Annotated in this window: 8 protein-coding genes; 2 read left to right on the top strand and 6 right to left on the bottom strand. The window is 71.8% G+C overall.

Translation table 11 applies throughout. The features are described from left to right. Nucleotides 1–2: 2 nt before the first annotated feature. The 3 genes from ACFW01_RS07425 to ACFW01_RS07415 form a co-directional block, all read right to left on the bottom strand. Nucleotides 3–341 carry a P-II family nitrogen regulator gene (locus ACFW01_RS07425; protein WP_122615177.1) on the bottom strand — a complete coding sequence of 113 codons (339 nt, stop codon included), beginning with the start codon at nt 339–341 and terminating at the stop codon, nt 3–5. Further along, entirely contained in the window at nt 338–1,684 is a 1,347-nt protein-coding gene (locus ACFW01_RS07420) for an ammonium transporter (protein ID WP_234960192.1), read from the bottom strand. Before ACFW01_RS07420 ends, ACFW01_RS07425 begins: the two co-directional genes overlap by 4 nt. 389 nt (nt 1,685–2,073) lie before the next feature. After that, complete coding sequence (locus ACFW01_RS07415; RefSeq protein ID WP_234960193.1) at nt 2,074–3,570, bottom strand: hypothetical protein; 1,497 nt, start codon at nt 3,568–3,570, stop codon at nt 2,074–2,076. A 446-nt stretch (nt 3,571–4,016) separates the two neighbouring features. Between ACFW01_RS07415 and ACFW01_RS07410 the strand changes: the two genes are divergently transcribed. Then, nucleotides 4,017–4,688, top strand: a complete 672-nt coding sequence (locus ACFW01_RS07410) for a bifunctional DNA primase/polymerase (protein ID WP_234960194.1) — start codon at nt 4,017–4,019, stop codon at nt 4,686–4,688. Nucleotides 4,689–4,992: 304 nt separating this feature from the next. Here the strand turns inward: ACFW01_RS07410 and ftsY are convergent, their stop codons facing one another. Then, the gene (gene ftsY, locus ACFW01_RS07405) at nt 4,993–6,201 is read right to left on the bottom strand and encodes a signal recognition particle-docking protein FtsY (protein WP_234960195.1); all 1,209 of its coding nucleotides are present in this window, start codon (nt 6,199–6,201) and stop codon (nt 4,993–4,995) included. Between the two features lie 176 nt (nt 6,202–6,377). Here ftsY and ACFW01_RS07400 point away from each other — a divergent pair, with 176 nt between their 5' ends. Beyond that, a complete protein-coding gene (locus ACFW01_RS07400) occupies nt 6,378–7,829 on the top strand; it encodes a cytosine permease (RefSeq protein ID WP_234960196.1) in 1,452 nt (483 codons plus the stop codon). Nucleotides 7,830–8,613: 784 nt separating this feature from the next. Here the strand turns inward: ACFW01_RS07400 and ACFW01_RS07395 are convergent. Together ACFW01_RS07395 and smc are read right to left on the bottom strand one after the other, a co-directional pair. Continuing rightward, complete coding sequence (locus tag ACFW01_RS07395) at nt 8,614–10,032, bottom strand: sugar porter family MFS transporter (RefSeq protein ID WP_234960197.1); 1,419 nt, start codon at nt 10,030–10,032, stop codon at nt 8,614–8,616. A 184-nt stretch (nt 10,033–10,216) separates the two neighbouring features. Beyond that, nucleotides 10,217–13,777, bottom strand: a complete 3,561-nt coding sequence (gene smc / locus ACFW01_RS07390) for a chromosome segregation protein SMC (RefSeq protein ID WP_234960198.1) — start codon at nt 13,775–13,777, stop codon at nt 10,217–10,219. Nucleotides 13,778–13,990: the final 213 nt, after the last annotated feature.

Raw genomic sequence — 13,990 nt, 5'->3', positions numbered from 1 at the left:
CCTCAGAGGGCGTCCGGACCGCGCTCGCCGGTCCGCACCCGTACGGCCGTGTCGACCGGGACCGACCACACCTTGCCGTCACCGATCTTGCCGGTGCGGGCCGCCTTGACCACGACCTCGATCAGCTGATCGGCGTCGCCGTCCTCGACCAGCACCTCGATGCGGATCTTGGGCACCAGGTCGACGGTGTACTCGGCACCCCGGTAGACCTCGGTGTGGCCGCGCTGGCGGCCGTAGCCGCTGGCCTCGGTGACGGTCAGGCCGTGGACCCCGAAGGCCTGGAGGGCCTCCTTGATCTCGTCGAGCCGGTGCGGCTTGACGACGGCGGTGATGAGCTTCATGCGTCCACCTTCTTGCTCGCGGTCTGCGTGGCCGTCGGGGCGGCCGTGGCGGCGGTCGTCCGGGCGGCACCGCCGCCGGCACCGCTGAAGTCGTATGCGGTCTCGGCGTGCTCGGCCTGGTCGATGCCGGTCACCTCGTCGTCCTCCGGGACCCGCATGCCGATGGTCTTGTGCAGGATCAGGGCGAGGATGGCAGAGACGACCAGGGAGTAGGCGAGCACCCCGAAGACACCGGCGCACTGCTTCCAGAACTGGTCCAGTCCGCCGCCGTAGAAGAGGCCCTCGACGTCGGACTGGCCCTTGCCGGTGGCGAAGAAGCCGACGAGGAGGGAGCCGAGGATGCCGCCGACGAGGTGGACGCCGACCACGTCGAGCGAGTCGTCGTAGCCGAACCGGTACTTCAGGCCGACCGCCATGGCGCACAGCACACCGGCGATGACGCCGATGGCGATCGCGCCGAGCGGGGAGACCGCGCCGCCCGCCGGGGTGATGGCGACCAGACCGGAGACGGCGCCGGAGGCCGCGCCCAGGGTGGTGAAGGCACCGTGCCGGATCTTCTCGTAGGCGAGCCAGCCGAGGACCGCGGCACCGGTGGCGACCTGCGTGTTGACGAACATCAGCGCGCCCACGCCGTCGTCGTTGCCGAGCCAGGAGCCGGCGTTGAAGCCGAACCAGCCGAACCACAGCAGACCGGCGCCGAGCATGACCAGCGGCAGGCTGTGCGGGCGCATCGGGTCCTTCTTGAACCCGACCCGCTTGCCGATCACCAGGATCACGCCGAGAGCCGCGGCGCCGGCGTTGATGTGCACGGCCGTACCGCCGGCGAAGTCGATCACGCCCAGCTCGAAGGCCCAGCCGCCGGCGCCCCAGACCCAGTGCGCGACCGGGAAGTAGACGACCGTGGCCCACAGGGCGATGAACAGCGCCCAGGCGGTGAACTTCACCCGGTCCGCGAGGGCGCCACTGATCAGGGCGGGTGTGAGCACCGCGAACATCAGCTGGAAGACCAGGAAGACGAAGACGGGGATGGTGTAGCCGTCCCACAGCTCCGTCAGGCCGATGTTGCTGAGGCCGACCCAGTCGGAGTTCCAGCCGACGACGGAGCCGGTGTCGGTGCCGAACGCCATGGAGAAGCCGTAGAGCACCCACAGGACGGTGACGATGCCGAGACTGATGAAGCTCATCATCAGCATGTTCAGGGTGCTCTTGACGCGGACCATGCCTCCGTAGAAGAAGGCCAGGGCCGGCGTCATCAGCATCACCAGGGCGGAGCAGATGAGCATGAAGCCTGTGTTGGCGGCAGAGAGCTCGGCCTCTGCGGCAAGCGTGATGGCTGGAGCCATCGGCGTCTCCTCGTCGTTGGTACGGCCCCGTGCGGGCGAAGGCCTGGGCGGGACTGAGGGGCGGGCCTGTTATGCGCCACGACATTGACGCAGCGCGGTTTCGGTCGGCGCCCCTCGTTGTTTCGCCGCCGTGACGAAGGCGCCGTGCGTGTTACGCGTGAGTGAACTGCCCGTTCGCGGGCCGAGCCGCCGTTATCGTGACGCAACCGTCCCGACGATCACCGCAGCCATCAATTGGGCAACCTCGACGGCGAGCAACCAGGTCCGCGAGAGCGGCGCCGGCTTAGGCGCAAAAAGGGGTCCGGCCGCGGCGGCCTCCGAATGACCTGGCATGGGGGAGCCGAGTCGGGCAGTTCGGGAGGGCCGGCCGCGGCCGGGGTCGGTGGGTGTCAGACCGCTTCGGCGGTCTCCGGAAGCTCGACGGCGAGCCGCTCGGTGAGGTCGACGATCTCGCCGAGGTCGCCGAAATCGCGTACGGCCGTGTCGACGGTTTTGCGGATGCGCGTGTTGACGCGTTCGGAGCGGACCTTCTTCGCGATGCGCATGGCCTCGACGGCCACACCGGTGCTCTCCTCGGGTTCGCGGCGCAGCAGGTGCACGGTGGCCATGCCGATCAGGTTCAGCGCGTAGGAGCGCTGGTGCTCGTCGTCCTCGGCGAACAGCTCCACGGCCCGGCGCATCAGGGGATCGGCCAGGGAGGCGTAGGCGGGGCTGCGGCCGGCCACGTAGGCGAGGTCGCGGAAGGAGTGGCTGTTCTCGCCGTACAGCTCGGCCTCGGAGAAGAAGCGGATCCAGTCGGGGTCCGGCTCGTCCCACTCGGCGGCCTCGGCGAAGGTGTCCTCGGCCATGCGCACCGCGCGCTTGCAGCGGCCGGGCTGGCCCATGTTGGCGTAGGCGCGGGCCTCCATCGCGTACAGCATCGACTGGGTGCGGGGGCTGGCGCAGTCCCGGCTGCCGTACTGGGCGAGGTGGACCAGCTCCAGGGCGTCGTCGGGCCGGCCGAGGTGGATCATCTGGCGGCTCATGCTGGAGAGGATGTACGAGCCGAGCGGCCGGTCCCCCGCCTCCTTGGCGGCGTGCAGGGCGAGTACGAAGTACTTCTGCGCGGTGGGTTGTAAGCCCACGTCGTACGACATCCAGCCGGCCAGCTCGGCCAGCTCGGCGGCGACCTTGAACAGCTTGGCGCGGGTGGTCTCGGTCTGGGGTTCCTGGAGCAGGTCGGTCACCTCGTGCAGCTGGCCGACCACCGCCTTGCGGCGCAGGCCGCCGCCGCACTGGGCGTCCCAGCGGCGGAACATCACGGCGGTGGACTCCAGCAGCTCCAGCTCCGGGCGGGAGAGCCGGCCGCGCGCGCGGGAGGCGGGAGCGGGCTCGCGGCCGGCGGGCGGGCCGGCCGGGGGCGAGGGGACGAGCCAGCGCTGCATGGGCTCGATGAGGGACGGGCCCGCGGAGAGGGCCAGCGAGCTGCCGAGGAAGCCGCGCCGCGCCAGCATGAGGTCGCTGCGCGAGAACTCGCTGAGCAGGGCCACGGTCTGCGGGCCCGTCCAGGGCAGGTCGACCCCGGTCGCGGAGGGCGTGGGGCGGGTGGAGCGCAGGCCCAGGTCCTCGACGGAGACGACGACACCGAAGCGCTCGGAGAACAGCTCGGACAGGATCCGCGGGATCGGCTCGCGCGGATTCTCCCCGTCCAGCCAGCGGCGCACCCGGGAGGTGTCGGTGGAGATGTGGCCGGCGCCCAGCTGACGGGCCCGGCGGTTGACCTGGCGGGCCAGTTCGCCCTTGGACCAGCCGCTGCGGGCGAACCACGAAGTGAGCAGCTCGTTCGGGCGCTTGTCAGCGTGCGACGCGCTTCCCGCGCTCGTACCGCTTCCGCCGTTGCCGCTCACTGGAACGCCCCCATCCCTGAGACCACCTGTCGCCGAGTGCGCCAAGCCCTATCAGAATGCCGGTGGTTGGGGCCCTCCGTCCGGTGGTTGCCACCCTTCGAACGGAAAGCCGAGTTGCCTCCGGCATACCCACAAGTGCATGTGCCCCACGGCTCCATGCACACAAAGTAGTCCTACGATCACTCGCCCAGCCATGGCGATTGCGGAATCGCCACCATTCGCCACCCCTTCGAATGAACTCCCCCCGGCCGGTACGCGATTCACTTGACATAGGCCAACCGCGAGTAGGTGCAAGGGCGCACACCGGGGCGTGCACCGTCGGGCACACCACCCCGGAGTGCTTCCGGACGCTGTCTGAACCGCGCCGCACTGGGGAGTTGGAAGCAGAGAGTCACGTTTCACGTCCGCTGCGTAACCGCCGCTGCGTCGGACCCGTTGGAGGGGGCATGGGCTTCACGATCGGCATCGGCAGCAGTCGGGGCATGCGCGAGACCCGGTCCGGCGCGCGCCGCCGGGGCCGCGCCGCCGAGTGCACCGTCGTGGCCGAGTTCACCGGGCTCTGGGGCTGGGACGTCGTGCCGGGCGCCCGGACCGCGGCGGGGGCCTGCTCGTGCGGACGGTCCGACTGCCCGGCACCGGGCGCGCATCCGCTGGACTTCGCCCCCCGGGTGCCGGCCGGGGCGACCCTGGACGGAGCGACCGAGGCCTGGGCGCAGTTCCCGGGTGCCGCGGTGATGCTGCCGGTCGGGCGGAGCTTCGACGTGATCGAGGTCGCCGAGGCCGCCGGGCTGCGGGCGCTGACCCGGCTGGAGCGCATGGGCCTCCCGCTCGGTCCGGTCGCGGCGACCCCCGAGGGCCGCGCCCACTTCTTCGTCGCCCCGGGCGCCGCCGCCGAACTGCCCCGGCTGCTCTACCGGCTGGGCTGGGACGACCCGTCCACCCTCGACCTGCGCGGCCTCGGTTCCGGTACGTACATCACGGCCCCGCCCTCCGACCGCGCGGGCCGTGGCCCGGTGCGCTGGCTGCGCCACCCGGACCTCGACTCGGCCACCAAGCCGCCGGCGGCCCGGCTGCTGCTGGGGACGCTGGCGTACGTGGCCCACCGCTCGCGGGCGTAGACGGACGGCCCGCCGCTCCGGCACGGAGGCCGTGCGGTCACCCTGTGCGAAGGCCTGTGCGGCCGCATCGCGCGAAGGCCCGTACCGCACCCCTGCGTGAAGGCCCGTACGGCGACGCGTACGGCGACGCGACCGGCCGGCCGCCCGCCACGACGCGCCCGGCCCGCCTACGACGGCGCGAGCGCGCGTCCTGCCGCGACGAGCCCCAGCCCGATACGCCGAAGCGCCCGCTCCCGGAATGATCCCGGGGGCGGGCGCTCACGTGCGTCCGAGTCCGCTCTGGTTCGTCGCGTCGCGCGGGAGGTCACTCTCCGATGAGGGCGTCCACGAAGGCCGCGGGCTCGAACGGCGCCAGGTCGTCCGCGCCCTCGCCGAGCCCGATCAGCTTGACCGGCACGCCCAGCTCGCGCTGCACGGCGACCACGATGCCGCCCTTGGCCGTGCCGTCCAGCTTGGTGAGCACGATGCCGGTGATGTCGACGACCTCGGCGAAGACCCGGGCCTGGATCAGACCGTTCTGCCCGGTGGTGGCGTCGAGCACGAGCAGCACCTCGTCCAGCGGGGCGTGCTTCTCCACGACGCGCTTGACCTTGCCCAGCTCGTCCATGAGGCCGGTCTTGGTGTGCAGGCGGCCGGCGGTGTCGATGAGCACGACGTCCGAGCCCATCTCCTTGCCCTCCTTGACCGCGTCGAAGGCGACGGAGGCCGGGTCGCCGGCCTCCGGGCCGCGCACGGTGTGCGCGCCGACCCGCTCGCCCCAGGTCTGGAGCTGGTCCGCGGCGGCGGCACGGAAGGTGTCGGCGGCGCCGAGGACGACGGTGCGCCCGTCGGCGACCAGGACGCGGGCGAGCTTGCCGGTGGTGGTGGTCTTGCCGGTGCCGTTGACGCCGACGACCATCACGATGCCGGGCTTGCTGTTCGGCGGCTCGGTCTTGACCTCGCGGTCCATGTCGGGGCCGACGAGGTTGATCAGCTCCTCGCGCAGCAGGGCGCGCAGCTCGTCGGGGGTGCGGGTGCCGAGCACCCGCACCCGCTCGCGCAGCCGCTCGACCAGCTCCTGGGTGGGCTGCACGCCCACGTCGGCGGTGAGCAGGGTGTCCTCGATCTCCTCCCAGGTGTCGTCGTCGAGGTGCTCCCGCGAGAGCAGGGTGAGCAGGCCCTTGCCGAGGGCGTTCTGCGAGCGGGAGAGGCGGGCACGGAGCCGGACCAGTCGGCCGGCGGTGGGCTCGGGGACCTCGATCTGCGGGATCTCGAGCTCTTCGACGGCGGGCGGCTCCTCGACGGTGGCGGTGCCGCCGTCCGGGAGGTCGACCTCCTCTATCGTCCGGCGCGTTTCGTCGCGCGGCGTCTCGGCCTCGTCGCCGACGTGCGGCTCGGCCGGAGGGGCGGTGATGTCGGGGGTGGTGGGCGGCGCCGGAGGCAGCTGCTTCTTGCGGCGCGAGCCCACGAGCAGCCCGCCGAGCGCGCCGATCACGACCACGGCGATGACTACAGCAAGGATGACGATTTCCATAACGCGTCCAGTATCAGTCATGGACCCCGGGGACACCCCACTCGTCGCTTCCTCCAAAGGACAAAGGCCCCTGGAGGGCAGGAGTCGGATCAAAGTACGATGGAGGAGGCTGCGTCAACGCGCGTAGAGTCCCGACCGCCCCCTCTTCTCCCACGATCGAGGCACGGACCCCCCACATGAGCAAGACCGCCGAGAACGAAGGCGCCCTGGAAACCCGTGGCATCGAGCAGGTGCCCGACCACGAGCGCACCGCCCGGACCCGTGAGCTGTTCCCGACCTGGGTCGGCGCCAACATCAGCGTGCTGCTGCTCACGATGGGCGCGAGCCTCGTCGTGGCGTACCGGCTCAACTTCTGGCAGGCCCTGGTCGTCGCGGCCGCCGCGCCGGTCGTGTCGTACGGCCTGGTCGGGCTGATCGGCATCGCCGGGAAGCGCGGCGGAGCTCCGGGGATGGCGCTGTCGCGGGCCGTGTTCGGCCAGCGGGGCAATCTGCTGCCGGGTTCGCTGATCTGGGTCGCCCGCTGGGGCTGGGAGACGATCAACGCGGTGACCGGGGCGTACGCGGTGCTCACCGTGCTGGACATCGTGTTCGGCGTGCGGGCCAACAGCGTGCTGGACATGGTGACGCTGCTCGCCTTCGTCGTGGCGACGTTCGCGATCTCGGGGCTGGGAATCAACGCGGTCCAGAAGTGCAACAAGTACGCGACGTACCTCTTCGGCGCCTTCTCGGTGCTGGTCCTCGGCTACCTGGTCGTCGACACCGACTGGTCCGCGGTCTTCGACCGGTCCGCCGGTTCGGTGGCCGCGATGATCACCGGCGTCGGTCTGATCGCGGCCGGCGGCGTCAGCTGGATCCCGTCCGCCCCGGACTTCACGCGCTACCTGCCGCGCACGGCGTCCTCGAAGGGGATCGTGGGCGTGACCATCGGCGGTGCCGGCATCGTCGTCCTGCCCATGGTGCTGATGGGCATGATCATGGCCGTCTCCACGCCGGACCTGGCATCGGCCGCCGACCCGGTCTCCTTCCTCGGCGAGATCCTGCCGACCTGGATCGCGGTGCCGTACCTGATCATCGCGCTGATCGGCATGCTGCTGATCAACTCGATGTCCATGTACTCGGCCGGCTTCACGGCCCAGACCCTGGGCTTCACCGTCCCGCGTCATTGGGCGGTCTCCGTCAACGCGGTGATCTCGCTGATCTTCGGCGGTGTGCTGATGCTGGTGGCGACCAGCTTCATGGGCTCCTTCATCGCCTTCCTGTCGCTGCTCGCGGTCGCCTTCTCCGCGTGGGTCGGCGTCTTCGGCGCGGACATGCTGCGCCGCAAGGAGTACGACGGCGAGGCCCTGGCCGACACCGGCCGGACCAGCGCCTACTGGTACCGCGGCGGCTTCTCCCCCGCGGCCGTCGCCGCGTGGGCGGTGGGCCTGGCCGCGGGCCTGATGTTCACCACCTCCGACTGGTTCACCGGCCCCCTCGCCGCGAACAACGTCATCGGCGAGTACGGCCTGGGCTGGGTCGCCACGGTCGTCATCTCCGGCCTGCTGTACGTCGTGCTGCCGAAGCCGGCGGTGGTCGTCCCGGGGAAGGCGGCGGCCCGGACCGAGCAGCCGGAGTCCGTGACCGTCTGACACCCCGTCCCACCCGTGGACGAGCCCGCGCCCCCTGCACCCCGTGGTGGAGGGGGCGCTGCCGTCCCCGTGGCGGAGGGGGCGCTGCCGTCCCCGCCGCGCATGCCGATGGCCGCCCCGCCCAGGCCGGGCCGCCACGCCGCCCGGGCCGGAGGGTGCAGGGACCGCCGGCGCCTGCGCCGCCGGTAAGGCAGCCGCCCGACCAGGAGAACCCGCGCTAGGCAGCCGCACCCGTACCGCACGGACGGGACCGCCGCACACACCGCCGACACCCGGCCACCGCTTCACCCACAGACCTCGTGGGCCCGGTGCCACTCGACGCGGACCGCACACCACAGACCCGGCCACCCGCCCCCGCGCCCAGGCTGCCGGCAGACCCGGCCCCCGACCGGCCACGGACACGACAGACCGCCGCCCCGGAACACCGGCGCCTGCGCTGCCGGTAGGGCAGCCGCCCGACCAGGGGAACCCGCGGTAGGCAGCCGCACCCGTACGGCACGGAGGGGACCGCCGCACACCACCGCCGCTGCCCAGCCACCGCTTCACCCACAGACCCTCGTGCGCCCGGTCGCCACTCCACACGAACCGCACACCACAGACCCGGCCACCCGCCCCCGCCCCCAGGCCGCCGGCGGACCCGCTCCCCCCCCCGACCGGCCACGGACACGGCAGACCGCCGCCCCCGGTCCGGGCGGGATGCGCGGGCCGGGGGCGGCGGACAGTACGGGGAGAGGGGCAGCGGGGACTTGGCCCTTCTCCCCGGGTTCGGGGCGGGGCGGGGCGGTCAGCCCATCTCCTCCAGGGCCTTGCCCTTCGTCTCCTTCACGAACTTCAGGACGAACGGGATGGAGAGCGCGGCGAAGATCGTGTAGATCACGTACGTGCCGGACAGGTTCCAGTCGGCCAGCGACGGGAAGCTCGCCGTGATGGCCCAGTTGGCGATCCACTGCGCGGAGGCGGCCACGCCCAGCGCGGCGGCGCGGATGCGGTTGGGGAACATCTCGCCGAGGAAGACCCAGACGACCACACCCCAGGACAGGGCGAAGAAGAGCACGAACAGGTGGGCGGCGATCAGGGCGATCCAGCCCTGGGTGGCCGGGAGCGTGCCGTCGACGAGGTCGGAGGAGAAGGCCCAGGCCTCCAGCGCCAGCGCGATCACCATGCCGACCGAGCCGATGAGGGCGAGCGGCTTGCGGCCGACGCGGTCCACGAAGATCATCGCGATCACGGTGCCGACGATGTTGATGATCGAGGTCGTGAACGAGTAGAAGAACGACTGCGTCGGGTCGACGCCGACCGACTGCCACAGCGTCGACGAGTAGTAGAAGGCGACGTTGATGCCGACGAACTGCTGGAAGACCGACAGGCCGATACCGATCCAGACGATCGGCTTGAAGAAGAAGCTCCCGCCGAGCAGGTCCTTGAAGGAGGACTTCTCCTCACGGTGCATCGCGTGCTCGATCTCGGCGACGCGGGCATCGAAGTCCACGTCCTTGCCCTCGACCTCCCGGAGGATCTCCTTGGCGCGCTCGTGCTTGCCGACGGAGACCAGGAACCGCGGGGACTCCGGGATGGCAAAGGAGAGCAGGCCGTAGACGATCGCCGGGACGACCATGATGCCGAGCATGACCTGCCAGGCCTCCAGGCCCATCAGCTCACCGCGCTGGTCGCCGCCTGCGGCGTTCAGCAGACCCCAGTTGACCAGCTGCGAGACCGCGATGCCGAAGACGATGGCGGCCTGCTGGAAGGAGGCGAGCCGGCCGCGGTAGGCGGGCGGGGAGACCTCGGCGATGTAGGCGGGGCCGATCACGGAGGCCATGCCGATGGCGAAGCCGCCGATGACGCGCCACATGGCGAGGTCCCACAGCGCGAAGGGCAGCGCGGAGCCGACGGCACTGACGGTGAAGAGGACCGCCGCGATCTGCATGCAGCGGATACGGCCGATCCGGTCCGCGATCCGGCCGGCCGTGGCGGCGCCGATGGCACAGCCGATCAGCGCGACGGCGATGACCTGGGCCAGTACCGCGGATCCGACGTCGTAACGGTCGCGGATGGCCTCGACGGCACCGTTGATCACGGAACTGTCGTAGCCGAAGAGGAAACCGCCCATCGCGGCCGCCGCCGTGATGAAGACGACCCGCCCGAGATGCTCGGGATGAGCCCTCCTGGCTTCTGAACTGGCTGCCTGCGCTGTGCGGGACACGTGTACTCCTCGGGCTACCGGCAACGCCGCCGGGGTGGATCGCCTTCGGCACCCTGAAAGGAACCTGAAGGTAAAAGCAACGTTGCAGAGACTATGCCTTCAAGTATCGAAGTCAATAGGTCGAGTGCTGTGAGTTTCTAGATGCCTCAAGGACCTATGTGTTCAAGAGTTGAAGCAATTGAGGTCAGGACTGGCGCAGTCGCTGGCTGATGACCTTCGACACACCATCGCCTTGCATGGACACGCCATACAGCGCGTCGGCGACCTCCATCGTCCGCTTCTGGTGCGTGATGACGATCAGCTGCGAGGCCTCCTGCAGCTCCTGCATGATCCGGATCAGCCGCTGGAGGTTGGTGTCGTCGAGCGCCGCCTCGACCTCGTCCATGACGTAGAACGGGCTGGGCCGCGCCTTGAAGATCGACACCAGCATCGCCACCGCCGTCAGCGAACGCTCCCCGCCGGAGAGCAGCGAGAGCCGCTTGACCTTCTTCCCCGGCGGCCGGGCCTCGACGTCCACTCCCGTGGTCAGCATGTTGTCGGGGTCGGTGAGGATCAACCGCCCGTCACCGCCCGGGAAGAGCCTGCTGAAGACGCCCTCGAACTCCCGGGCCGTGTCCCGGAACGCCTCGGTGAAGACCTGTTCGACGCGTTCGTCGACCTCCTTGACGACCTGGAGCAGGTCGGCGCGGGTCTTCTTCAGGTCTTCCAGTTGCTCGCTGAGGAACTGGTGCCGCTCCTCCAGCGCCGCGAACTCCTCCAGGGCCAGCGGGTTGACCTTGCCCAGCTGCTGGTAGGCGCGCTCGGCGGCCCGCAGGCGCTTCTCCTGCTCGGAACGGACGAAGGGGCGCGGGCGGTTGCGCGGATGCCCGGGGTCCTCCGGCAGTTCCTCGCCCTCGGCGGGGGGCGAGGGCGGCACCTGCTGATGGGGGCCGTACTCGGCCGCCAGCCCCGCCGGTTCCACACCGAGTTCCTCCAGCGCCTTGGTCTCCAGCTGCTCGATGCGCAGCCGCTTCTCGGCGCCGAGTACCTCCCCGCGGTGCACCGAATCCGTCAACTTGTCCAGCTCCGCCTTGAGGTCGCGTCCCGCGGTGCGCTCGGCGGTCAGTTCCTGCTCGCGCCGGGCCTTGGCCGCCTCGGCGGCGGTGCGCTCCTCGCCGGCGCGGGTCAGCGAGACCTCGACGTGGGCGAGGAGTTGCCGGGCGCCGGCGGCGACCGCCTCGGCGACCGCCGCCTCGTGCCGCAGCCGGGCCCGGCGCTGTTCGGCACGGGCGCGTGCCTCGCGTTCGGCGCGGGCCGCCCGGTCCAGGGAGTCGGCCCGTCCGGCGAGGCCCTTGACCCGCTCCTCGTGGGTGCGGACCTGGAGGCGGGCCTCCATCTCGGTCTGACGGGCGTTGGCGCCGTCGGCGGCGAGCCGGTCGCGCGCGGAGGTGTCGGGCTCCTCCTCGGCCGGCATCTCCTCGGCCACCGCAAGCCTCTCGGCCAGCTCCTCAGCCTCCATCAGCGCCTTGTCCAGCGCCTCCTGCGCCCGCGCCGCCGCCGCGGTGGACCGTTCCGCCTCACCGGCGGCGCCGCGCGCCTGGCCCGCGAGCCGGCCCAACTGCTGCGCGACGGACGACTTCTCCCGGTCGGCCGCCCGGCGCCGCTCCCCCAGCTCCTCGACGAGCCCCGCGCACTCCCGGCGCCGGGCGACGGCCGCCTCCTGGGCCCCGGCCAGCTCCTCGCACCGCACGGCCAGCTCCTCCAGCTCGGCGGCGGCCCGGTCGACGGACGCCTGCACCTCCAGGAGGCTGGGCGCCCCGGCCGACCCGCCCTGCGCGAAGTGCGCGCCGAGCAGGTCGCCGTCGGCCGTCACGGCGGTCAGCCCGGGGCGGGCGTAGACGAGGTCCTCGGCGTCCTCCAGGGTGGCGACGACGACGATCCCCCGCAGCAGCCGCCGCACCGCGGGCATCAGGTCCGACGGGCCCCGGACGAGGTCGGCGGCGTACGGTGCCCCGTCGGCGCGCGGTTCGTCCGGTACGTCGTCGGGGCCGCCGGCGAGCAGCAGGGCGGCCCGGCCGGCGTCCTGCTTGCGCAGCAGGCGGATGGCATCGGCGGCGGCCGCCGGGGAGGTGACCGCGAGGGCGTCGGCGGCGACGCCGAAGGCGGCGGCCAGGGCCACCTCGTGACCGGGCGTCACGGTGAGCAGCTCGGCGGCCGGGCCCAGCAGGCCGGTGAGCCGGTCCTTGGCGGCGAGCACCGCACCGGTGCCGTCCTTGCGGCGCAGCCCGAGGGCCAGGGCCTCGTGGCGGGCCCGCGTGGCCGCGCGCTCGCGCTCCGCCACGGTGGCCGCCTCACGGGCGGCACCGAGCGCGGCCTCCGCCTCGGCCAGCCCGCGCCCCGCGGCATCGTGCCGCTCGGCGAGTTCCTGGTCGTCGGCGTCGAGGCCGTCGACCTCGGCCTGGAGCGTCTCGTACTCCTCCTGGGCGGCGGCGGCGCGTTCCCGGGACTCGTCCCTGGCCTCGGCCAGCCGCTCGATCTCGGCCTGCGCCGAGGCGGCGCGCGAACGTGCGGCGCCGACCTGACCGCTGAGCCGGGCCAGCCCCTCACGGCGGTCGGCGATCGCCCGCGCGGCGTCCTTGAGGCGGCGCTCCTCCTGGGCCAGCTCGCGTTCGAGGTCCGCGCGGTGGGCGACGGTGTCCTCCAGGGCGTGCTCGGCCGCCTCCAGGGCCGCCTCGAGTTCCGCCTCCTGCTCGCGGACGCGGGCGGCCTCGCGCTCCAGTTCCTCGGGGTCGCGGCCGCGGCGCTCCTCGGGAGGTGCGGAGGTGGCGCTCTTCACCCGCGCCTCGGCCAGCGAGACGGTGCCGCGCACCCGCTCGGCGAGCTGCGACAGCTCGTACCAGGTCTGCTGGGCGCGCTGGAGGCGCGGGGTCAGCCGGCGGACCTCGTCCTCCAGGTCGGCCTCGCGGCGCAGCGCCTTGCCCAGTTCCCGTTCGGCGGCCTCCTTGCGCTCCTTGAGCGCGGCCTCGTCGGCGATCTCGGCCTGGAGCGCCTCGCGCAGGCGTACCAGGTCGTCGGCGAGCAGCCTGAGGCGCGCGTCCCGCAGGTCGGCCTGGATGACGGCGGCCCGCCGTGCCACCGCGGCCTGCCGGCCCAGCGGCTTGAGCTGGCGCCGCAGCTCGTCGGTGAGGTCCTGCACGCGCGCGAGGTTGGCCTGCATCGCGTCCAGTTTCCTGAGCGCCTTCTCCTTGCGCTTGCGGTGCTTGAGGACGCCCGCGGCCTCCTCGATGAACGCGCGGCGGCCCATGGGGTCGGCGTGCAGGACGGAGTCGAGCTGGCCCTGACCGACGATGACGTGCATCTCCCGGCCGATGCCGGAGTCGGACAGGAGTTCCTGGATGTCCAGGAGGCGGCAGGTGTCGCCGTTGATCTGGTACTCGCTGCCGCCGTTGCGGAACATGATCCGCGTGATGGTGACCTCGGCGTACTCGATGGGCAGCGCACCGTCGGAGTTGTCGATGGTCAGCGACACCTCGGCCCGGCCGAGCGGCGGGCGGCCGGTGGTGCCGGCGAAGATGACGTCCTCCATCTTGCCGCCGCGCAGCGACTTGGCGCCCTGTTCGCCCATGACCCAGCTGAGCGCGTCCACGACGTTGGACTTGCCCGAGCCGTTCGGTCCGACGACGCAGGTGATGCCGGGCTCGAACCGGAGCGTGGTCGCCGAGGCGAACGATTTGAACCCGCGCAGGGTCAGGGCCTTCAGGTGCACGCCGCCGGACTCTACCTTTCGGGGGTGTCTCACTCCATGAACCGGTGAACCCCCGCGGTTTCGCCCGTGAACGTGCAGGGCACATCAGACGTTGAAGAGGGTGAAAGGATGCGCGGGGCAGGGAAGTCCGGTCGGACGCGGCGCTGGGACGGGGGCAGGAAAGAAAGAAGGGACGCCGAAGCGTCCCTTGCAGACTCTGACACCTAGCGGTTG

It is taken from the genome of Streptomyces sp. NPDC058985, assembly GCF_042740985.1.
Taxonomy (GTDB): Bacteria; Actinomycetota; Actinomycetes; order Streptomycetales; family Streptomycetaceae; genus Streptomyces.
Note: the sequence above shows the minus strand (reverse complement) of the source record. Positions and strands in the feature narration are given on the sequence as shown.

Excerpts from the sequence above, each read along its gene's own strand:
- ACFW01_RS07410 (WP_234960194.1), top strand. The coding sequence starts at position 4,017 with ATGGGCTTCACGATCGGCATCGGCAGCAGTCGGGGCATGCGCGAGACC.
- ACFW01_RS07420 (WP_234960192.1), bottom strand. The coding sequence starts at position 1,684 with ATGGCTCCAGCCATCACGCTTGCCGCAGAGGCCGAGCTCTCTGCCGCC.
- ACFW01_RS07400 (WP_234960196.1), top strand. The coding sequence starts at position 6,378 with ATGAGCAAGACCGCCGAGAACGAAGGCGCCCTGGAAACCCGTGGCATC.
- ACFW01_RS07425 (WP_122615177.1), bottom strand. The coding sequence starts at position 341 with ATGAAGCTCATCACCGCCGTCGTCAAGCCGCACCGGCTCGACGAGATC.
- ftsY (WP_234960195.1), bottom strand. The coding sequence starts at position 6,201 with ATGGAAATCGTCATCCTTGCTGTAGTCATCGCCGTGGTCGTGATCGGC.